Genomic DNA, 20,467 nt, shown 5'->3' with positions numbered 1-20,467 from the left:
CCGGACGGCCCCGCCGGTCAGGCCGGGACCAGCACGGCGACCGGCAGGTCGGACAGCAGGGCGGCGGCGTCGGGCCCGGCCTCGCCGCGTTCCGCGACGCGCCCCGTCAGCAGGTCCCGCCAGCGCGGCGCGGGGGGCGCGGCCTCGGGCAGGGCCAGCGGCGCCGGGCCGGCCAGCGGCCCGCGGGCCGGGAAGCGCCGCGCCACCACCAGCATCGCATCCCCGCCCTGGCTGCGGAGGAAGGCGCAGATGCGGTCCGCCTCCTCGCCCCCCGCCGCGACCGGCGCGTAGTCGCCCTCGGCGAACAGGGCGGGCCGGGCGCGGCGGTGGCCGAGCAGCGTCGCGGTGACGGCCAGCTTGATCCGCCCGTCCTGCCAGTGGTCCCGCATTCCGCGCATCGCCGCGGCACGGTCCCGCGCCAGCGCCTCCTCCACCTCGGCCAGCATCCTGGCGCGCGCGGCGAAATCCACCGGGCGGCGGTTGTCCGGGTCCACCAGGCTGAAATCCCACAGCTCCGCCCCCTGGTAGATGTCGGGCATCCCCGGCAGGGTGAGCTTCAGCGCCACCTGCACCAGGCTGTTCTCCACGCCCAGCCGCGCGACGCGCGCCTGGAAGGGCAGGAAGGCGTCGAGGAAGGCGGGCGGGGCGGCCGGGCCCAGCATGTCGCGCAGGAAGCCCGCCATCGCATCCTCATAGGCCGCATTCGGCGCCGCCCAGCTCGACCGCAGCTTCGCCTCGCGCACGGATTTCCGCATCGCGCCCTCCACGCGCCCTGCGAAGTCCTCCAGCGCCGCGGGTTCGATCGGCGCCTCCGTCAGCTCCGGCGGCCAGGCGCCGAGGACGAGCTGGTGCAGCAGGTACTCGTCGTTGCGGTCGGGCGGGGCCGTGCCCTCCACGTCGCCGCGGCGGGCGCGCAGGATGCGGCTCCAGGTGCGGACCTGGCGTGTCCATTCCTCCGGCATCTCCGCCAGTACGGCCAGCCGCGCGCGCGTGTCCTCGCCGCGCTTGGTGTCGTGGGTGGAGGTGGTGAGCATCGCCGCCGGCCAGCGCCGTGCCCGCGCCAGGTTCGCCTTGTGGAAGGCCGCGAGCGGCAGGCCGGGATGGTCGGGATGGCCGCCCACCTCGTTCAGTGCGACCATGCGGTTGTAGCGGTAGAAGGCGGTGTCCTCGAGCCCCTTGGCCATCACCGGGCCGCTGTATTGCTGCACGCGCATGGCGAAGCGCGTGACGGCGTGGCGGCTGAAGCCGCTGCGCGGCTGCGCCACCAGCGCGGTCGAGAGCAGGCGGTGGAGGAAGTCGAACACGCTCGGGTCCAGGTCGGGCTCGCAGCGCCGCGCGAGCGCCACGGCCCAGTCCAGGTCGCGGCGGTCGGCATCCGTCGGCGCGGCCTCGGCGTCGACATAGGTGCGGTAGACCGGGAAGGCCGCGACGATCTCGCGCAGGGCGCGGCCCAGGATGTTGCGCGTGAAGTCGGCGGTGCGCGGGTTCTGCCGCGCGATGCGCCCGGCGTCGCGCGCCAGCACGTTCAGCTCGCTCGCCATCTCGTTCGCCATGATGCGCAGCTTGCAGGCGCGCACCACCTCGGCGAAGGGCGGCGCCTCGCCGGCGAAGTCGGCATAGGCCGCGGTCAGCGCCGGCTCCCCGGCCGGGTCGACCAGCAGGCCGAGCAGCAGGTTCGCCACCTCGTAGCCGGTCGTGCCCTCCACCGGCCAGTCCTCGCGCAGCGTCTCGTGGCGCGCCAGGATCTTCTCCACCACCAGGTAGAAGGGCCGCGGCGCGCGGTCCCGCAGCCGCGCCAGGTAGCCCTTGGGGTCGAGCAGCCCATCCACATGGTCGATGCGCAGCCCGTCCAGCGTGCCGTCGCGCAGCAGCGCGAAGACGAGGGAGTGGGCATGGTCGAACAGCTCCGGCAGCTCCATCCGCACGCCGGCAAGCTCGTTGATGTTGAAGAAGCGGCGGTAGTTGATGTCGTCCGCCGCCACGCGGAAATGCGCGGCCCGCCAGTGCTGGTCCTGGATCAGCGCATCCAGCGCGCGCCAGCTTCCGGCATCGCCCGGCGTGCCGTTCAGCCGCGCCAGCGCCGCCTCGATCGCGTCTCGCGCCCCCGCATCCTCGCGCGCCAGCGCCGCAAGCCGCGCCTTCAGCTCCCACGCGCGTTCCGCCACATGGGGGCGCCAGTCGGGCAGGCCGGCGAAGGCGTCGCCAAGGCGCTCCAGCGCCGGATGCGCGTCGCCCAGCACGCGGCCGTAGTGCAGAGGGCAGATCGGCAGGCGGTGCGTGCCATAGGCCCAGACGGCGAAGCCGCCATCCTCGGCCGAGAAGCGCAGTTCCAGCTGGCCGCCCTCCAGCACCGTGCCGTACTGGTCGCCGAGGAAGGGCACCAGCAGCTTGCCCGTCAGGTAGCGGCGATCGGGGTCCCAGTCGATGTCGAACCAGCCCGCGTAGTCCGACGCCGAGCCCCATTCCAGCACGTCGAGCCACCACGGGTTGTCGGCGCCGCCCACGCCCATGTGGTTCGGCACGAAGTCGAGGATCTGGCCCAGCCCCTGCGCGCGGAAGGCCGCCACCATCGCCCGGAAATCCGCCTCGTCGCCGAGTTCGGGGTTCAGCGCGGCATGGTCCACGATGTCGTAGCCATGCGTGCTGCCCGGCCGCGCCTTCAGCCAGGGCGAGGCGTAGACATGGCTGACGCCGAGCCGCGCGAGATAGGGCGCGAGCGCCGCCGCATCCGCGAAGCGGAAGCCGGCGTGGAACTGCAGCCGGTAGGTCGCACGCGGGACCGGCACCTCAGCCATGCCCGGCCTCCCCGCGCGCATCCCGCAGCGCCGCGGCCGCTGCCTCGAATCCCGGATGGCCGGCGATGTCCTCCAGCGCGACGGACAGCTTGCGGCGCCAGTTCGGATGCTCGCGGTCGGTGGCGGGGACGTTCACCTGCTCCGGCTCGTCCAGCATGTCGTCGAGCTGCGCGACCGCCAGCAGCGACGCGCTGCGGCCGAGGAAGCCGTGCACGGCGCGGGACAGCGCCGCCATGCCGGGCTCCCCTCCGCCCGGCACGCCCGCCTCGCGCAGCGCCTCCAGCAGCCTCTCGCGCTCGGCCGCGCGCGCCTGCCTCTGCCAGGCCTCCTCCTCCTCGGTCAGCAGGCCGTAGCGGCGCTTGAGGACGATGTCGTGCCCTTCCCACCAGCCGCGCAGCGTCGGCAGGTCGTGGCTGCCGGCGACGGCCAGCGCGACGGGCGGATAGGCCCTGGGCGGGTGGAACCGCCCTTCCCCGTCCTGCTCGAAGGACAGGATGCGGTAGGACAGGATGTTCGCCGCCGCCATCCTCTCGCGGAACCCCGCCGGCACGGTGCCCAGGTCCTCGCCGACGACGAGGCAGCGGTTGCGCTGGCTCTCCAGCGTCAGGATGCCGATCAGGTCGTCGAACGGATAGGCGATGTAGGCGCCCTCGGCCGGCCTGCGGCCGGCGGGGATGCAGAACAGGTGCATGAGGCCCATGACGTGGTCGATGCGCAGCCCGCCGGCATGGCGCATGTTGGCGCGGACCAGCTCGATGAAGCTGCGATAGCCCTCGGCGCGCAGCGCGCGGGGGTGGAAGGGCGGCAGGCCCCAGTCCTGGCCCGCCGGGTTGAAGATGTCACGCGGCGCGCCGACCTGCACGCCGGACAGCACCGCCTTCTGGTTCGTCCAGGTCTCCGCCCCGCCACTGTCCGCCCCGACGGCGAGGTCGCGGTAGAGCCCGACCGCCATGCCGCGCGCCGCCGCATCCGCGGCCGCGGCGCCAAGCTGGCCGTCCGCCACCCATTGCAGCCAGGCCTGGAACTCCACCTCCTCCGCGTGCTCCTCCGCGAAGCGCCGCAGCTCGGCCGAGGCGGGGTCGCGGAAGCCCTCCGGCCAGTTGCCCCACCAGGCCAGCGCCGGGTCCTGCGCCGCGAAGCGGGCGCGCAGCGCGAGGAACAGGCAGCTGCGCCCGAACATCTCGCCGCGTTCCTGGCGGAAGGTGTCGAAGGCGGCGCGGCGCGCGGGCTCCGCGCCCTGCCGGAAGGCGTCGAACAGCAGCCGCAGCGCCCCCATCTTCAGCGCCGTGACGGCGGTGTAGTCCACCAGCGGCGCCGCCCGCGCGGCGTCCAGCCGCCGGCGGAACTCAGCCGAGCCGAGCAGGTCCAGCGCCGCCCCGCATTCCGGCAGCTCCGGCACCGCGGTGACGTCGATGTTCAGCACGTTCAGCAGCAGCCGGCTGGCCGGCGAATAGGGGCTGGCGGCTTCCGGGTTGTCGGGGAACAGCGCGTGCAGCGGGTTCAGCCCCACCACCGCCGCGCCGCGCGCCGCCGCGACCTCCACCACCCCGCGCAGGTCGCCGAAGTCGCCGATGCCCCAGTTCCGCGCGGAGCGCAGCAGATAGAGCTGCAACGCGATGCCCCAGGGCCGCGCCCCGCCCTCCGGCAGCCAGGCGCGGCCCGGCGAGACGACCAGCGACATGGCCGCCCCGCCCGGCCCGACCGACAGGCGGTGGTAGCCGAAGGGCAGGTCGTCCGGCAGCGCCAGTAACCGGTGCTCGACCCGCGTGCCGTCGATCTCCGCCGCCGCGACGGGTTCGAGCCGGCAGAACGCCGCCTCGCCCCGCAGCGCCGTGCCATCCTCCAGCGCGATGGTCCAGGCCACGTCCTGCGTGCCGGCGGGCAGGCGCAGCGCGACGCGCGGCGGCCCGCCGTCACGCCGCAGCACGGCGACCGGGGCCAGCGGCTCGCGCCATTCCTCGCGCAGGATCGCCTCCAGCGCCGCCACGGCCGCCGCCTCGTCCGGGGCGGGCACGCCCATGGCGGCCAGCAGCAACCGCTTCGTCTCCGCCGTGGCGCGGATCAGTTCGCCGCGCACGTCGTGGTATTCCGGCTCGATCCCCATGCGGAGCGCGAGGGCGTCCAGCGCCGGCGTCGTCGTCCCGCTCACTCCCGCCCCTCCTCGATGGCCCAGCGCAGCGACCAGGGACCGAAGCGCCCATCCGCGCCGGGGCTTCCCTCCCGCCACAACTCGCGCCCCGGCAGGTCGAAGCCGGCCACCGCCGCGGCCGACAGGTTGGCGCCGAGATGCAGCACCCCGCCGCCGATGTCCCAGCGCACCGCCACGGCCCCCTCCCCCAGGATGTCGAAGCGCCCGCCACGGCGGATGGCGGCGAGCCGCGGGACGATCTCGGCGTGGCGCAGCGCCAGGATGCGGCGGTACCAGTCCAGCCATTCGGCGTGCGGCGGCCGGCGCGCATCCTCCCACCGCAGCTTCGCGGCCTCGAAGGTCGTCTCCGCCAGCGGGTCGGGGATGCGTTCGCGCGTCGCGGGGTCGGTGAATTCGGGGAAGCGCGCGAATTCCTCGCGCCGGCCGCGGCGCACGGCATCGGCCAGGTCGGGGCCGAAGTCGCAGAAGAAGGGGAAGGGCTGGGTCGCGCCCCATTCCTCGCCCATGAACAGCATCGGCACCTGCGGCAGCAGAAGGCAGGCGGCGGCGACGGCGCGCACCGCCTCGGGCGGGGCGAGGGCATGCAGCCTGTCGCCGAAGGCGCGGTTGCCGATCTGGTCGTGGTTCTGGATGAAAGCGACGAAGGCGGTGGGCGGCAGCCCCGCGCTGGGCTCGCCGCGCGGATGGCCGCGATAGGCCATGTGCTCGCCCTGGAAGGCGAAGCCCTCGGCCAGCGCGCGGCCGAGCTTCACGTTGTCGCCCAGATAGGCGGCGTAGTAGCCGCTGCCCTCGCCGGTGGCCGCGACGTGCAGCACATGGTGCACGTCGTCGTTCCACTGCGCCGTGTGCTGGCGCGGCCGCCCGGCCTCGTCGCGCAGCAGGCGCAATGCCTGGTTCTCCTCGTTCTCCAGCACCAGGTGGATGTGCCGCCCCGGCGCCGCGGCGCGGACCCGCGCGGCGAGTTCGTCGAGCAGGTGGCGCGGCCCGTCGTCCAGGATCGCGTGCACGGCGTCGAGCCGGAGGCCGTCGAGGTGGAACTCCTCGATCCAGTAGAGCGCGTTGTGGATGAAGAAGTCGCGCACCGGCGCGCTGTCCGGCCCGTCGAAGTTGATCGCGGCGCCCCAGGGCGTGTGGTGGCGCTCCGTGAAGGTCTCCCGCGCGACGGCCCAGAGATAGTTCCCCTCCGGTCCGAAGTGGTTGTAGACGACGTCGAGCAGCACCATCAGCCCGCGCGCATGCGCGGCATCGACCAGCGCCTTCAGATCCTCGGGCCGCCCATAGCTTGCATCGGGCGCGAAGGGCAGCACCCCGTCATATCCCCAGTTCCGCGCGCCCGGGAATTCGGCGACGGGCATGATCTCGATCGCCGTGACGCCGAGGCCGACGAGGTGGTCGAGCCGCCCGATCGCCGCGCGGAAGCTGCCTTCCGGGGTGAAGGCGCCGACATGCAGCTCGTACAGCACCGCCTCCTCCCACGCGCGGCCGCGCCAGGCTCCGTCGGTCCAGGCGAAGGCGGCCGGGTCCACCACCTCGCTCGGCCCGTGCACGTCGTCGGGCTGCCGGCGCGAGGCGGGGTCGGGCACGCGCAGCCCGTCCGGCAGCACGAAGCGGTAACGCGTGCCGGCGCGCGCGGCGCCCGCCACCAGCTCGTGCCAGCCCCCGGCCCCGCGCTGCATCGGCAGCGGCACCTCGGCGCCGTCCAGCTCCAGCCCGATGCTGGGGTGCGACGGCGCCCAGAGCCGGAAGCGCACGCCATCGGCGCGCAGCTCCGCCCCGAAGGGCATGCGGTGGATGCGGGCAAGGGGAAGGGCGGAGGGTTCGGGATGCGGCATCCGGCGGGACCAGGAGGACGCCGCGCAAACTGCGGAGCGCGCGGTCCGTTCCGCGCCCTGGCGGAAGAAACCGCCGCGGCGCGGAACGACGGGCGTGGTCGCCTGTTCTGCACCGCCGGAGACGGGAGAGACGGATGGACACGCAAGTCCGGCACGGACCGGGGCTGCTGCGCCGGTCACGCGTGCGTGAGGGGCAGGCCTTCCCGCTGGGCGCAACCTGGGACGGGCTCGGCGTCAACTTCGCGCTGTTCTCGGCGCATGCGACGAAGGTGGAGCTCTGCCTGTTCGACGACGCGGGCGAGCGGGAGCTGGAACGCATCGAGCTGCCGGAATTCACCGATGAGGTCTGGCACGGCTACCTGCCGGATGCGCGGCCGGGCACCGTCTACGCCTATCGCGTCCACGGCCCCCATGCGCCCGAGGCCGGGCACCGCTTCAACCCGAACAAGCTGCTGCTCGACCCCTATGCGCGCGCCATCGTGGGCGACCTGACCTGGGGCCCCGAGGTCTTCGGCTATGTGCTGGAAAGCGGCGACGACCTCACCTTCGACACGCGCGACAGCGCGGCGCTGGTGCCGAAATGCCGGGTGATCGACAGCGCATTCAGCTGGGGCCGCGAACGCGCGCCGGGCGTCCCGTGGGAGCGGACGATCATCTACGAGACGCATGTGAAGGGCTTCACGCGCTGCCACCCCGCGCTGCCGGCGGAGATGCAGGGCACCTATGCCGGGCTCGCCGCGCCCGAGGTGGTGGGCCACCTGCGCTCCCTCGGCATCACCTCGGTCGAGCTGCTGCCGGTGCACACCTTCGCCAATGACAGTTTCCTGCTGGAGAAGGGGCTGACCAACTACTGGGGCTACAACACCATCGCCTTCTTCGCCCCCGCCCGCCGCTACGCGCGGGAGCCCACCTTCGCGGCGCGCGAGTTCAAGGAGATGGTGGCGCGCCTGCACGACGCCGGGCTCGAGGTCATCCTGGACGTCGTCTACAACCACACGGGCGAGGGCAACGAACGCGGCCCGATGCTGTCCTTCAAGGGCATCGACAATGCCAGCTACTACCGCCTGCTTCCCGACCAGCCGCGCTACTACGTGAACGACACCGGGACGGGCAACACGCTGAACCTGTCGCATCCGCGCGTGCTGCAGATGGTCACCGACAGCCTGCGCTACTGGGCGGGGGAGATGCGGGTGGATGGCTTCCGCTTCGACCTCGCGACCATCCTGGGGCGGGAACCGCACGGCTTCGACGAGGGGGGCGGCTTCCTCGACAGCTGCCGGCAGGACCCGCTGCTGTCGCGCGTCAAGCTCATCGCGGAGCCCTGGGATTGCGGGCCGGGCGGCTACCAGGTGGGCGGCTTCCCGCCGGGCTGGGCCGAATGGAACGACCGCTTCCGCGACACCGTGCGCGCCTTCTGGAAGGGCGACGAGGGGCAGGCGGCCGAACTCGCCGCGCGGCTCACCGCGTCCGGCGACCGCTTCAACCGCCGCGGCCGCAAGCCCTGGGCCAGCGTCAACTTCGTCACCGCGCATGACGGCTTCACGCTGCACGACCTCGTCTCCTACGACGCCAAGCACAACGAGGCGAATGGCGAGGGCAACCGCGACGGGCACGAGCACAACCTGTCCTGGAACCACGGCGCGGAAGGCCCGACGGAGGATGCCGAGATCCGCGCGCTCCGCGCCCGGCAGAAGCGCAACATGCTGGCGACGCTGCTGCTGTCCCAGGGCACGCCGATGATCCTGGCCGGCGACGAGTTCGGCCGCACCCAGCACGGCAACAACAACGCCTATTGCCAGGACAACGCGACCAACTGGGTGGACTGGTCCGGCATCGACGGGGAAGGCCGCGACCTCGCCGCCTTCGTCCGCAAGCTGGTCGCGCTGCGCCAGGCCTTCCCGGTGCTGCGCCGCGGCCGCTTCCTGACCGGCGCGGTGAACGAGGACATCGGCGTGAAGGACGTCACCTGGCTGCTGCCGGACGGGTCGGAGATGGATGCGGAACACTGGGACGACCCGGCGACGCGCTGCCTCGGCATGCTGCTCGACGGGCGCGCCCAGGCCACCGGCATCCGGCGCCCGGCTTCCGACGCGACGCTGCTGCTGGTGCTGAACGCGCATCACGACGTGGTGGAATTCGCGCTGCCGGAGCCCCCCGCTGGCCAGCACTGGCTGCTGCTGGTGGACACCCACCGCCCCGCGCTGGACGAGCCGGGGGAGTTCGGCTTCGGCCATCCCTACCTCGTCACCGGCCGGTCGCTGCTGCTGTTCCTACTGCAGCCGGAACGCGGCGGGCGCGCCATCCTCTCGGCCGCCACCGCAGCCCTCCTTGCCGGCGCGGCGCCGCTGCCCTTGCCGGGCTGATCGGCGCGGCCGCGCGGAACGCCGGCGCGGCACGGCCGTTACCGGGGATACCGTGGGCGGGCCTGGGGCGGCCCGGCCAGGCGGGGACGTGACGCCAGATGCAGGGTCGCCGGCAGGACCCATCCGTTCCATCCCGGCGCGAGGGCGGTGCGTCCGCGCACCGGCACGCCGCGCCGCTGGTACGCACGGTGCTGGTGGTCGAGGATGACAGCCTGACCGCGTTGTCGGTCGAGGAGGCCCTTGCCCGGCATGGCTTCGCCGTCCGCGGCTGCGCCGCCACCGCGGCCGAGGCCCTGCGCCTCGCCGAGCCGGACCCGCCGGCCTTCGCCGTGGTGGACATCACCCTCGGCCCGAGCCGGGCGGGGCTGGAGGTCGGCCGCGTCCTGGCGCGCCGCGGCGTGCAGGTGCTCTATGCCAGCGGCTACGCCCTCGGCTTCCGGCAGGAGATGGAGGACTGCGGCGGGCGCGCCTGCCTCCGGAAGCCCTTCGCGGCGGAGGACGTGCCCCGCGCGCTCGGTGTGCTGGAACGCCTCGCCCGCGGGGAGGCGCCGCACCGCCTGCCGCCGAACTTCGACCTGTTCGTGGATTAGGCCCCACCGCCCTGGATCGCGGCGACGCTGCCGTCGTGCCGCAGCAGCCGCGCCTCCACCCCCGGCAGGGCCGCCAGGCTGCGCGCGATGGCGGCTTCCGGCATCAGCGCGAAGGCGGTGGAGAGCGCGTCCGCCAGCGTCGCATCCGGCGCCAGTACCGACACGGCGCGGTGGCGGCGCGGGCTCGTCCCCGTGCGGGGGTCGAGGAGGTGGGTGAAGCGCCCCGCCGCGTCGAAGACGAAGCCGGCATCGCCGGAGGTCGCGAGAGCGCGGTCCGCCAGGTCCAGCTCCGCCCAGGGAAGGCCCGGCCGCCCCGGATCGTCGAGCGCCGCGCGCCAGGGCCGGCCAGAGGGATGCGCGCCGACCGCGCGCGCCTCGCCGAGATCGACCAGCGTGTGCGCGACGCCGCCCTGCCGCAGCAGCCCGACCACCGCATCGGTGACGAAGCCTTGCGCGATGCCGTTCAGCGTCACCGCCATGCCGCGCCGGCCGAGCGCGATGCGGTCCGGCGAGACGGCCATGCGCCTCGCGTCCACCAGCGCCAGCGCGGCCGCCAGCGCCTCGGCCGATGGGCCGGGCGCCGCCGGGCCATGCGCCGCGAAATACTCGCGGTGGAGAGCCCAGAGCGGCTGCACCGTCACGTCGAAGACGCCGTCCGTCAGCGCCGAGACGCGCCGCGCCTGCATCAGCAGCCGCACCATCTCCGGCGGCGGGGGCGCGAGGACGCCGCTGCGGTTCAGCTCCGCCAACGCGCTGCCGGGCTGCCACAGGCTGAACACCGCCTCCAGCCGCGCGATCTCCGCGACGCAGTCGGACAGCAGGCGGCGGGCCCGCGCCGGGTCCTCGTGGTGCAGCGCGATCGAGCCCACAGCCCCCAGCACCCGCCCGGTCCAGGTGGCGAGCGGCGCATCGGCCCGCGTGCGGCCCGGCAGGGCGAACCCGGCCGTGGCGCCGAGGATGCAGAACTCGCGACGGCGCATGGCGGAGCGTCCCTAGTGGTGGTGCCGCGGCGGGCCGCCGGACTGGCGCGGCGCGGCCGGGGCCTCGGTCCCCGTCGCCTGGCCGCCCAGCACCCAGTCGCGCGGCAGGTCGGCGAAGCGCAGCAGCCGGCCGCCATGCTGCGCGGCGAAGCGTTCAGCCGCCGCCTGGTCGGAGAAGGGCACCGCCTCCTCCGCGCCCATGCCGCCGCGGCGGTCGCTGCCGAGCACGAACCAGGCGCGCCGCGCCTCCACCCAGTTCTCGGCGCCCGGGTCGTCCCACTCCGCCGCCCGCGCCATGTCGGAGACGTAGATGGCCTGGATGCCCTTCGCCTCCTCCTCCAGCAGGGTGAAGGCCACCGTGTCCCGCGCGGAGGAGAACCAGACCGGCTGGCTGCGCCCGCGCAGCAGGATCTGCCCCTTCGGCCCGGCGTGCTCCACCAGCGTCATGCCGCAGAAATGGCCCACCGCCTCGCGCGTCAGCGCCACCGGCGGGGGCGGGTTGGCGGCCGCCTTGTCGGCATCGTCGCAGCCCGCCAGCGGCAGGGCGAGGAGCAGCAGAAGGGCGAGGATGCGGCGTGTCACAATTCCCTCCGGGCGAAAAGTGCCATCGCGGCGACGAGCGGCACGAGCGCCCAGGCGGCCAGCGCGGCCAGCAGGACAGGCGGGGTCAGCGCGCTCTCTCCCCCCAGTGCCGCCATGCCGGACAGCATGCGGATGTCGGCGAGGCCGGCCAGGTTGAACAGGCGATAGGCATCCACCGGATTGGCCAGCAGCAGCCCGTCCACCGCGCCCGCCGTCAGCGTCTCCCCCTGGTCGGCGACCAGCAGGCCGAGCAGCGCCATGTCCCACAGCAGCACCAGCAGCAGCCACAGCCCGATGGCGATGCCCGCCGCCGTGCCGCGGTCCCGCACCAGCGCGCTGGCCAGGGTGCCGAGCGCGGCGAAGGCCGCACCGAGCAGGACGGAGGAGCCGAGCATCTGCGCGAAGGCGTGCCATGCCCCGCCGCCGCCCAGGCTGCCTGCCGCCGCCAGCGCCGCGGCGGCCGCGCCGTAGCCCAGCACGGTGGCCAGCGCCAGGATCGCTACCTGCCCCAGGAACTTGCCCGCCAGCACCTGCCAGCGCGTGACCGGGTAGGTCAGCAGCAGCAGCAGCGTGCCGCGCTCCGCCTCTCCCACCACCGCGTCGTGCGACAGCAGCAGCGCGATCAGCGGCAGCAGGAAGATCGACAGGCTGGACAGGCTGACCACCACCACCTCCAGCGCCCCCGCCCCCACCCGCCCCGCCGGCGCCGCGCCGAGGAAGGCGAGCGTGAGCGCGAGCGCAGCCAGCAGCAGCGTCGCCGCGACGACCCAGCGGTTGCGGATGCCCTCCAGCACCTCCTTCCCGGCGATGAGCAGCACGGCCCTCATCGCCGCAGCTCCGCACGGCTGCGCAGGAAATGGCCGTAGAGCTCGTCGAGCGAGGGCTGCACCAGCTCGATGTCGCGCACGCGCGGGTCCGGCGCGGCCTGGCGCAGCAGCGGCAGCTTGCCCTCGGAGGGGATCGTGAAGTCCAGCAGCTCCGGCCCGGCACGGCGCGCATCGCCGGGCACCCAATCGGGCACCGCGGCCCCGGCCAGGCGGACCCGCACGCGCACCGGCAGCGCGGCCAGGCCCCGCAGCTCCGACATGCCGCCATCCGCCACCAGCTCGCCTCGGTCGAGGATGACCACCCGTTCCACCCGTCCCTCCAGCTCCTCCAGCGCGTGGGAGGACAGCAGGATGGTGGTCCCCCCGCCCGCCAGCTCCGCCAGCATCTCGTAAAGCCCCTGCCGCACCGCGGGGTCGAGCCCGGTGGTCGGCTCGTCCAGCAGCAGCGCGCGCGGGTTGCCGAGCATCGCCTGCGCGAGGCCGAGGCGCTGGCGCATTCCCTTGGAATAGCCACCGATCCGCCGCCGCGCGGCATCCGCCAGCCCCACCTTATCCAGCAGCGCATCGGCGGTGGACGCCGGCTCGCCCTTCAGCCGGGCGAGGAAGCGCAGCACCTCCCGCCCGGTGAGGGCGGGGTTGAAGGACACGTTCTCGGGCAGCCAGCCGAGCCGCCGGCGCGCGGCGGCGGCGCCATCGGCCGGGTCCTCGCCCAGCACGCGCAGCCGCCCCGCGCTCGGCCGCACCAGGCCGAGCATCAGCTTCATCAGCGTCGTCTTGCCCGCGCCGTTGTGCCCGACCAGCGCGACGCGCGATCCCTGCGGCAGGCTGAAGGACACGCCCTTCACCGCCTGCACCGCGCCGTAGGTCTTCGCCACGCCCTCCAGCTCGATGACCGGCAGGTCCGCCTTCATGGCGCCCATCCGAGGCCGGCGGCCGGCGGCGGCGGCGGCGAGACCAGCGGGCGGCTGTCCACCAGCCCGCCGGGCAGGATCGCGGGGAACTGGGACTGCGCCCAGCGCAGCACCTGCACCGCCGGGCTGTTCAGCAGCAGCTTCGCCCGCGGCGCGGTCCACAGCACCCGGTCCACCAGGTCGTTCGGACGGTAGGCGGCATCGGCGATGCCGTCGCGGTCCAGGTCGAAGGCGGGGTTGTCGGACCAGTAGTTGCCGGGGCCCGCCGCCGACCAGTCCAGGTGCCGCGTGCCCACGTATTTCACCTGCGCGCGGTTGCCGATGAAGGCGTTGCCGGTCACCGTGTTGCCCTCGGACCCGGCGGTGAAGTGCACGCCGATGCCGCAGCCCTCGAAGCGGTTGCCGGTGAAGCGGTTGCGGTTGGCGTTGTAGATGAACACGCATTTGCCCGGGGAGGGCCCGTCCTCCTCCACCGCACCGGGCACGGCGTGCTCGCGGTCCAGTTCGGCGGCGGCGCCGCGGGCGGCACGCGGGCGGCCCACCACCCAGTTGCCCGTCACCTCGGAGGCGTTGGCGTAGTTGAACAGCAGCCCGTGGTCGCGGTCGCCCTCCGACCGGTTGCCGCGCACGACCAGGCGCTGCGAATACATGATGGCGTAGCCCGCATGGTTGCCGGAGGAGAGGTTGCCGCTCACCTCGCTGTCGTTCGTGTACATGTAGTGGACGCCGAAGCGCAGGTCGCGGAAGCGGTTGCCGGCGAAGACGTTGCGGCGGCTGACGCGCACGAAGATGCCGTCGCGCCCGTGGCGGATGTCGTTGCCTTCCACCCGCGCGCCGGGCGCGTTCCAGACCGACACGCCGTCGCCGCGTTCCGACATGCGGCCATCGGCGCGGCCGGCGATGACGTTGCCGCGCACCACCGCGCCCGGCGCGCCGTGGACATAGACGCCGAACAGGTTCCCCTCCATGCGGGAACCCTCCACCACCGCGCCCTCGGCGGACTGCGCGAGGAAGACGCCGCTGTCCATCCCGTCGAGGCTGGAGCCGGAGCCGCGCAGCACCAGCCCGCGCACCGCCGCGCCGGGCGCGGTGACGGTCACGACGCTGCCCCGCCCCGGCCCTTCCAGCACCGCGCCTTCCCGCCCCGCCAGCACCACAGGCCGGTCGAGCCGCACCGGCCCGCGATGCAGGCCGGGGAGAAGCTCCACCACCTCCCCCGGCGCCGCCGCCGCGACCGCGGCCGCGATGTCCCCGCCCGGCGCGACCTGGCGCGCCGCGGCGGGTGCCGCGGCGGCCAGGAGCAGGCCGAGCAGGATGGCGCGCAGGGTCACGCGCTGCGCGCCTCCACCAGCAGGCGCCCCTTCATCTCCATGTGCATGGCGTGGCAGAACCAGGTGCAGAAATACCAGTGCACGCCCGGCCGTTCCGCCCTGAAGGTGACGGAGGAGGTGGCCTGCGGCTGGATCTCGATGCTGATGCCGTAGTTCACCACCGCGAAGCCGTGGCACAGGTCCTCCACGTCGTCGACATTGGTGACGTAGATCGTCACCTCGTCGCCCTGGCGGACGCGGATCTCCTCGAGCCCGAAGGTCGGCGCGGTGGAGGTCATGTAGACCCGCACCTTGTCGCCGTCGCGGACGATCTTGTTGTCCGCCATCAGGTCCACGCCGTCGGTGCGGGCCTGGTTGCGCGCATGCTCGAAGAACGGGTCGTCGCGGTTCCAGCGATGCACCGGGTTGATCTTGGACCGGTGGACGATGGTCGCGTCATGCGGCTCGGCGTAGCTCGGCCCGTCATGCACCAGCACCATCCGGTCGCCCGAGATGTCGATGAGCTGGTCGTTCTCCGGCTTCAGCGGCCCGACGTTCAGGAAGCGGTCCTTCGAGAACTTGTTCAGGCTGATCAGCCACTTGCCGTCCGCCTCCTTGGTCTGGCCCATGGAGGTGTGGTTGTGGCCGGGCTGGTAGTGGACGTCGATCTTCTGGATGATCGGGTTCACCCTCTCGCCCCGGAAGGCGCGGCGGGCGGCGTCGATGTTCCACTTCACCACCTGGCTGTCGATGAACAGCGTGGTGTAGGCGTTGCCCTTCCCGTCATAGGCCGTGTGCAGCGGACCGAGGCCGAGCTCCGGCTCCGCCACCACCGTGTCGCGCGGCTGGATCTTGTCGTCGAACAGGTCGTCGAAGCGCCGCACGTCGAAGACGGTCGCGGTCGGCGACAGCTTGCCGTTCGCCACCACATGGATGCCGTCGGGCGCGGTGTTGATGCCGTGCGGGCTGTTCGGCACCGGCACGTAGCGGGTCAGCGGCGATCCCTTCGTGCCGTCCAGCACCGGCACGCCGCCGATGGTGCGGAAATCGCCGCGGCGCACCGCCTCCTCGATCCGGCGGAGGTTGAAGATCACCACCCAGTCCTGCTCGGCCGCCATCATCTCGGCCAGCGTCACGCCGCCTTCCGAGTTGTAGCAGGTCGCGAAGGCGTATTTCCCCTGGTAGTCGGCGTCGGTGTTGTCGAGGTTGCCGTCGACGATGATCTGCCAGGCGACCTGCATCGTGTCGCCGTTCACCGCGGTGAAGATGGACCGGTATTCCTGCGGCTTGTCGAGGTCGCGGCCGTCGTTCGGGACCGGCACCCGGTCCTCGCCGTTGCAGAAGACGTAGCCGGTGCGCGGGTATTTCTGCACGCGCAGGCCGTGCACCGTGTGCTGGTTCGGCAGCTGGATGATCTTGTCGCAGCGCATGACGTCGAGCCGGATGCGGGCGACGCGCGTGTTCAGCTTGTCGTTCACGAACAGGTAGCGGCCGTCATAGGTGCCGTCGGTGAAGGACAGGTGCGGGTGGTGCAGGTCGCCCGCGTCGTAGGTGACCCTGCCGATGCGCCGCAGGTGGTCCTTCGATTCCTCGGTCAGCCCCTCGGTCAGCACGCGAAGGCTCTCGTTCGTCTGGCCCCAGCCGGTCGCGCTGTCGCGGTTGAACACCGGCACGCGGATCAGCTCCCGCATCGACGGCAGGCCGACGATGCGGACCTCGCCCGATTGGCCGGAGGAGAAGAACACGTAGTACTCGTCGAGCTCGCCCGGCTTCACCTCGTAGCTCTGCTGCGGCGGCCGCGCGGGCTGGCGCAACTGGGCGGGCTGCTGGCGGCCCTGCGCCTCGGCGGTGTTGCTGCCGAAGGGCGAGAAGGCCGCGCCCCCGGCGACACCGGCCGCGCCCGCCGCCGCGGTGGTGCCGAGCAGCCTGCGGCGGTTCACGCCATGGTCCTTCGCATCGTCCGACATGTCTCGTTCTCCTTCCTCGAATGCCCTTGGGCTCAAATACCCTTGGCCAGGGGCGGCGCGCCGCCCTCGGCCCCGGTCCGGGTGATGACGGTCTTCGGCGGCCCCTTGCCCGCCGGCGTGCCGGGCGGGGAGGACAGCGCCTCGCGCCGGTCGCGCTTCAAGCGCAGCTGGATGTTGTGCGGGCAGCGGTCCTCGGCCCGGTACAACTCCTGGCAGTGCATGCAGTAGATGCACTCGTTCGGGTTGATGTTGCCCTCGGGGTGGATGCTCTGCACCGGGCATTCGCGGGCGCAGCGCTGGCAAGGCGTGCCGCATTCCTGCCACCGCTTCAGCCATTCGAAGGTGCGCATCCGGCCCGGGATCGCGAGCGCGGCGCCGAGCGGGCAGAGGTAGCGGCAGAAGAACCGCTCCACGAACAGTCCCGCCGCCAGCAGCCCGACGGCATAGAGCACGAAGGGCCATTCGCGGACAAACTTGAGGATGATCGCGGTCTTGAAGGGCTCCACCTCGGCCAGCTGCTCGGCCAGCGCGACCGAATGCATGGACACGCCGAACAGCCCGAGGAACACGATGTACTTCACCGGCCACAGCCGCTCATGCAGGCCCCAGGGCACGGCGAGCTGCGGCACCTTCAGCTTCTGCGCGACATTGGCCAGCAGTTCCTGCAGCGCGCCGAAGGGGCAGAGCCAGCCGCAGAAGACCCCACGCCCCCAGAAGATCAGCGCCGCTGCCACGCCGCACCACAGCAGGAAGATCAGCGGCGCGGTCAGGAAGTAGTCCCAGCTGAAGCCCGTCAGCAGCGAATTGGTGAAGGTCAGGACGTTGACGACCGAGAGTTGCGCATTCGCGTACCAGCCGAGCCAGACCAGCGTCCACAGCAGGAAGCCGCGCCGCACCCAGCGGTACAGCGCCGGGCGCCGCACCAGCTGGTCCTGGAAGAAGAAGATGCCGGTGAGGATGAGCAGCGCGACGATGGTCACCGCGACATCCCAGGTCTTTGCCCGCCAGATGCGCTGCCACAGCGGCTCCTCGATGTCGCCCTGCACCGCCGTGGCGGCCCCCGCGCCGGCCGGCGGCGCCGGCGCGGCAACGGGCTGCGGCCGCACCAGGTAGGGCTCCGGCAGGCGGTAGCCCAGTTCGAAGGGCAGGAAGGCCTTCTCCCGCACGCTGATCGACCGCTGGACGAGCAGCTGCAGCTGCCACGGCTCCGTCACGTCCAGCTCGAAGTCGCGCGGCACCACGAAAAGGCCGATCTCCGGCAGGCGCGGCGCGCCCGCCGCCTCGATCGCGCCGAGCCGGGTGTGGTCGTGGTCGCGGAAGCGCAGGGTCCGGCCGTCCTGCTCCACCGCGATGCGGTCGAAGATGCCGCCGCGCACATAGCCCGATCCCTTGAAGGAATAGGCGCCCTCGCCCGCCACCAGGATCGCCTGCTGGCCGGGGGCGAGCCGCGCGGCAAGCCGCTGGTAGCCGGCATCGCCGAGCAGGCTGCGCCCGATGGCCGGCACGCTGACCGGCGCGGCGTAGAGGTCGATGAAGGTCTCGTCCGGGTCGCCCGGCTCCGGCATCGCGGCAGCGGCGTCGTTGCCGCTGCGTTCGAAGGCGGCATTCACCTCGCCGGTCGAGAGGTGCAGCCGCCGCACCGATCCGTCGCCGACCAGCGCCTCCCAGTCCCGCACCTCGCCGGCATCGGGCGCGAGTGTCGCAGCTTGCGGCACGGCCGCAGCGACGCCCGCGGCGGCAGGGCCGAGCCGCCCGGCGCGGATCAGCCGCACGGCGGAACGCACCACGCTGTCGGCCATGACCAGCACCGTCACCGTGGCGCCGCTGACGATGTCGGCCTGCGGCGGCCGCATCTCGCCCCGCGCCACCGCGGGCATGGATGCGCCGATCAAGCGGTTCATGGAGTCGACCACGCGGCGTTCCGGGATGCCGATCAGCACGATCGGCTCCTTGTGGTCCACCAACCGGATGCCGCGGATCACGCCGTCCATGTCGGCTGCGACCAGCATGTGGATGGGCTTGCCGGAATAGCCGGTGGCGTCCGTGACGTCGCTGTTGAGCCACACCCACCCGACCTGGCGCCCCGCGGCAAGGGCGGGCGCCATCGGCGGCTCGCCTTGCGGCGGCCCGAGGCTGTCGGCACCCGGCATCACCTCGCCCGCAGGCTGGTCGCGCAGGAAATCCGCAAGCCGCGCAGCCCCGGCGGGACCGGCGATGCCGAGGATGAGCAGCGCGACGAGAAATGCGCGCAGGAGCCCCCCGGCCACGCGACGCGGCAACGATACCCCCGCAACGCAGGGCAGCGCGTGGTCGAACAGATCGCCTTCCTCGGCCTCAGCGGCCCCGTGGTCCCTTGGCCGGCGGCGCGCCTCGCCCCCGACGGACCCCCGAACGCGGGCGGTGGTGGAGCGTTGCCGCCCGCGTGATCCCGATCGCAAATTAAATGGAGCCGACCGATGTCGCTGCTGAAGGCCGAACCGCCGGACGCCGTGCGTTCGCTGCCGGAACTTTTCGCGCTGGCCCATGCCATGGAGGAGGAGGCGGCGACGCGCTATGCCGCGCTCGCCGACAGCATGGAGGCGATGGGCCTGGCACGCGTCGCCGCCGTGTTCCGCGACCTGGTGGAGGAGGAACGCGGCCACGCCCACCATGTCGACGAATGGTCGCGCGGCGTGACGGGCAGCGGCCCGAGCCCCGCGCAGCTGCGCTGGACACCGCCCGAGACGATGGACGAGGACGAGGCCCGCGGCTTCGCCTCCTCCCACCTCGCCAGCGCCTACCGGGCGCTGTCGATGGCGGTTCGGAACGAGGAACGCGCCTTCGCCCTGTGGACCTACATCGCCGCGCGTGCGGAAAGCCCCGAGATCCGGCGCGCGGCGGAGCGGATGGCGGAGGAGGAACTGCGCCACGCCGCGCTGCTGCGGCGCGAACGCCGCCGCGCCTTCCGGGAGGACCGGCAACCCGGCGCGCCGCGCGGCCACCCCCTCGCCCGCGCCGCCGCCGCCGAGGCGCGGCTCGCCACGATCCTCGGGGCGCTTCCGGGCGACGGGACCCGGCTGGCCGCGGAGGCGCGGGCGATGGGAGAGGAGGCATCGGAACTGGCCGAGGAGGCCGGCGCCGCCGCTGCGCCGCCGCCATCCGGCACCGACGGGATCGAGGAGGCGCTCCGCCTCGCCGAGCAGGCCTCGGAGGCCTATCTGGATGCGGCCGATGCGGCGCGCGAGGACAGGCATCTCGGGCGGTTGCAGTCGCTGGCCGAACGGGCGATCGCGCGCATCGCCGTGCTGCGCCGGGAAAACGCCGGCGGCGTCCCGGCTGCGGGATGAACCCCGCCGCCGGCGGGCCGTTCTGCGGCGAGGCCGGGCGGTTGCCCGCCCCGGACACCGGAGCATCGGCGATGAGCATGGCTACCCGACTGGTCGCGGCCCTGGCCGCGGCGATGGCGACCGCGCCCGCGCAGGCCCAGACGGCACCCGGGGCACCGCCGGTCGCGACCGGCCGCACGGAGGAGAGCGCCGCGATGACCGGCACCGCCGGCCGGCGCGGATCGGAGATGGCGACCCGGCAGGAATTCCTGCGTCTGGCCGCATCGAGCGCGATGTACGAGGTGGAGACGGCGCGCCTGGCGCTCGAACGCTCGCAGGACGCGCGGCTGCGGCAATACGCGCAGGAGATGCTGGACGCGCACCAGCCGGCGATCGAGGAGCTTCGCCGCATGGTGCGCGACGAGGGCAGCCTGCGCGGCATGCAGCTGTCCGAGGAGCTGGGCGAGCAGCACCGCACCTGGCTCGACCAGTTGCGGCAGGCCCAGGGCGACAGCTTCCGCGGCCTGTATGTGCGCCAGCAGGTGCAGGCGCACCTGATCGCCGTGGACATGTTCCGCAACTACAGCCAGGCCGGAGACGACGAGGCGCTGAAGCGCTGGGCGGCGGATCGGCTGCCGCGGCTTCAGGACCACCTCCGCAAGGCACAGGCGCTGGACGCCTGACCGGACGGCCCGGCGCCGGCACGGGGGCAGGCGCGCCTTCCCGTCCCGGGCCGGGGGTTGCCGGCGCGCGTCAGCACCGGCAGGCGGGGGTCGCTCATGTTGACTTGATTGTCGACAATCTTGGTGGTTTTTTTGCTTACACGCTTGACGGCAGCAGTCGGGTCTTCCTACCC

14 protein-coding genes are annotated in these 20,467 nt (G+C 73.2%); 4 read left to right on the top strand and 10 right to left on the bottom strand.

Going from position 1 to position 20,467, the window contains the following annotated elements; genetic code table 11:
- Nucleotides 1-17: 17 nt before the first annotated feature.
- The 3 genes from treY to treZ are packed head-to-tail and all read right to left on the bottom strand — an operon-like array spanning nucleotide 18 to nucleotide 6,776.
- Nucleotides 18-2,795: a malto-oligosyltrehalose synthase gene (gene treY, locus ACK8OX_RS12145; protein WP_430664362.1), complete on the bottom strand. Its 2,778-nt coding sequence runs from the start codon at nucleotides 2,793-2,795 to the stop codon at nucleotides 18-20.
- The gene (gene malQ / locus ACK8OX_RS12140; RefSeq protein ID WP_430664361.1) at nucleotides 2,788-4,944 is read right to left on the bottom strand and encodes a 4-alpha-glucanotransferase; all 2,157 of its coding nucleotides are present in this window, start codon (nucleotides 4,942-4,944) and stop codon (nucleotides 2,788-2,790) included. The genes treY and malQ overlap by 8 nt, the downstream gene beginning before the upstream one ends.
- Nucleotides 4,941-6,776, bottom strand: a complete 1,836-nt coding sequence (gene treZ / locus ACK8OX_RS12135; protein WP_430664359.1) for a malto-oligosyltrehalose trehalohydrolase — start codon at nucleotides 6,774-6,776, stop codon at nucleotides 4,941-4,943. The genes malQ and treZ overlap by 4 nt, the downstream gene beginning before the upstream one ends.
- A 134-nt stretch (nucleotides 6,777-6,910) precedes the next feature.
- Here treZ and glgX point away from each other — a divergent pair, with 134 nt between their 5' ends.
- Complete coding sequence (gene glgX / locus ACK8OX_RS12130) at nucleotides 6,911-9,139, top strand: glycogen debranching protein GlgX (protein ID WP_430664358.1); 2,229 nt, start codon at nucleotides 6,911-6,913, stop codon at nucleotides 9,137-9,139.
- Nucleotides 9,140-9,327: 188 nt separating this feature from the next.
- Nucleotides 9,328-9,729, top strand: coding sequence for a response regulator (locus ACK8OX_RS12125; protein ID WP_430664357.1), 402 nt, complete (start codon nucleotides 9,328-9,330; stop codon nucleotides 9,727-9,729).
- Here ACK8OX_RS12125 and ACK8OX_RS12120 read toward each other — a convergent pair.
- From ACK8OX_RS12120 to ACK8OX_RS12090, 7 genes are read right to left on the bottom strand one after another with little or no spacing between them, the layout of a single operon-like run.
- Complete coding sequence (locus tag ACK8OX_RS12120; RefSeq protein ID WP_430664356.1) at nucleotides 9,726-10,709, bottom strand: FAD:protein FMN transferase; 984 nt, start codon at nucleotides 10,707-10,709, stop codon at nucleotides 9,726-9,728. The two genes, ACK8OX_RS12125 and ACK8OX_RS12120, sit on opposite strands and share 4 nt — an antisense overlap.
- Before the next feature lie 12 nt (nucleotides 10,710-10,721).
- On the bottom strand, nucleotides 10,722-11,291 hold the full coding sequence (locus tag ACK8OX_RS12115; protein WP_430664355.1) for a nitrous oxide reductase accessory protein NosL: 570 nt from the start codon (nucleotides 11,289-11,291) through the stop codon (nucleotides 10,722-10,724).
- Nucleotides 11,288-12,118, bottom strand: a complete 831-nt coding sequence (locus ACK8OX_RS12110; protein WP_430664354.1) for an ABC transporter permease — start codon at nucleotides 12,116-12,118, stop codon at nucleotides 11,288-11,290. The genes ACK8OX_RS12115 and ACK8OX_RS12110 overlap by 4 nt, the downstream gene beginning before the upstream one ends.
- Nucleotides 12,115-13,029: an ABC transporter ATP-binding protein gene (locus ACK8OX_RS12105; protein ID WP_430664353.1), complete on the bottom strand. Its 915-nt coding sequence runs from the start codon at nucleotides 13,027-13,029 to the stop codon at nucleotides 12,115-12,117. Before ACK8OX_RS12105 ends, ACK8OX_RS12110 begins: the two co-directional genes overlap by 4 nt.
- Nucleotides 13,026-14,360 (bottom strand): nitrous oxide reductase family maturation protein NosD, encoded by a 1,335-nt coding sequence (locus ACK8OX_RS12100; protein ID WP_430664352.1) that lies wholly within the window; start codon nucleotides 14,358-14,360, stop codon nucleotides 13,026-13,028. Before ACK8OX_RS12100 ends, ACK8OX_RS12105 begins: the two co-directional genes overlap by 4 nt.
- Nucleotides 14,357-16,306: a TAT-dependent nitrous-oxide reductase gene (gene nosZ, locus ACK8OX_RS12095; protein ID WP_430664351.1), complete on the bottom strand. Its 1,950-nt coding sequence runs from the start codon at nucleotides 16,304-16,306 to the stop codon at nucleotides 14,357-14,359. The genes ACK8OX_RS12100 and nosZ overlap by 4 nt, the downstream gene beginning before the upstream one ends.
- A 32-nt stretch (nucleotides 16,307-16,338) precedes the next feature.
- Entirely contained in the window at nucleotides 16,339-18,573 is a 2,235-nt protein-coding gene (locus ACK8OX_RS12090) for a 4Fe-4S binding protein (protein ID WP_430664350.1), read from the bottom strand.
- Between the two features lie 189 nt (nucleotides 18,574-18,762).
- Here ACK8OX_RS12090 and ACK8OX_RS12085 point away from each other — a divergent pair, with 189 nt between their 5' ends.
- Both ACK8OX_RS12085 and ACK8OX_RS12080 read left to right on the top strand, forming a co-directional pair.
- Nucleotides 18,763-19,632 (top strand): ferritin-like domain-containing protein, encoded by an 870-nt coding sequence (locus ACK8OX_RS12085; protein ID WP_430664348.1) that lies wholly within the window; start codon nucleotides 18,763-18,765, stop codon nucleotides 19,630-19,632.
- A gap of 71 nt (nucleotides 19,633-19,703) precedes the next feature.
- Nucleotides 19,704-20,294: a DUF4142 domain-containing protein gene (locus tag ACK8OX_RS12080; RefSeq protein ID WP_430664347.1), complete on the top strand. Its 591-nt coding sequence runs from the start codon at nucleotides 19,704-19,706 to the stop codon at nucleotides 20,292-20,294.
- Nucleotides 20,295-20,467: the final 173 nt, after the last annotated feature.

Origin of the sequence: Falsiroseomonas sp. CW058 (assembly GCF_050563535.1) — a bacterium.
Classification (GTDB): domain Bacteria; phylum Pseudomonadota; class Alphaproteobacteria; order Acetobacterales; family Acetobacteraceae; genus Falsiroseomonas.
Note: the sequence above shows the minus strand (reverse complement) of the source record. Positions and strands in the feature narration are given on the sequence as shown.

Excerpts from the sequence above, each read along its gene's own strand:
- treY (WP_430664362.1), bottom strand. The coding sequence starts at position 2,795 with ATGGCTGAGGTGCCGGTCCCGCGTGCGACCTACCGGCTGCAGTTCCAC.
- ACK8OX_RS12080 (WP_430664347.1), top strand. The coding sequence starts at position 19,704 with ATGAGCATGGCTACCCGACTGGTCGCGGCCCTGGCCGCGGCGATGGCG.
- ACK8OX_RS12105 (WP_430664353.1), bottom strand. The coding sequence starts at position 13,029 with ATGAAGGCGGACCTGCCGGTCATCGAGCTGGAGGGCGTGGCGAAGACC.
- nosZ (WP_430664351.1), bottom strand. The coding sequence starts at position 16,306 with ATGTCGGACGATGCGAAGGACCATGGCGTGAACCGCCGCAGGCTGCTC.
- ACK8OX_RS12085 (WP_430664348.1), top strand. The coding sequence starts at position 18,763 with ATGTCGCTGCTGAAGGCCGAACCGCCGGACGCCGTGCGTTCGCTGCCG.
- ACK8OX_RS12110 (WP_430664354.1), bottom strand. The coding sequence starts at position 12,118 with ATGAGGGCCGTGCTGCTCATCGCCGGGAAGGAGGTGCTGGAGGGCATC.
- treZ (WP_430664359.1), bottom strand. The coding sequence starts at position 6,776 with ATGCCGCATCCCGAACCCTCCGCCCTTCCCCTTGCCCGCATCCACCGC.
- glgX (WP_430664358.1), top strand. The coding sequence starts at position 6,911 with ATGGACACGCAAGTCCGGCACGGACCGGGGCTGCTGCGCCGGTCACGC.
- ACK8OX_RS12120 (WP_430664356.1), bottom strand. The coding sequence starts at position 10,709 with ATGCGCCGTCGCGAGTTCTGCATCCTCGGCGCCACGGCCGGGTTCGCC.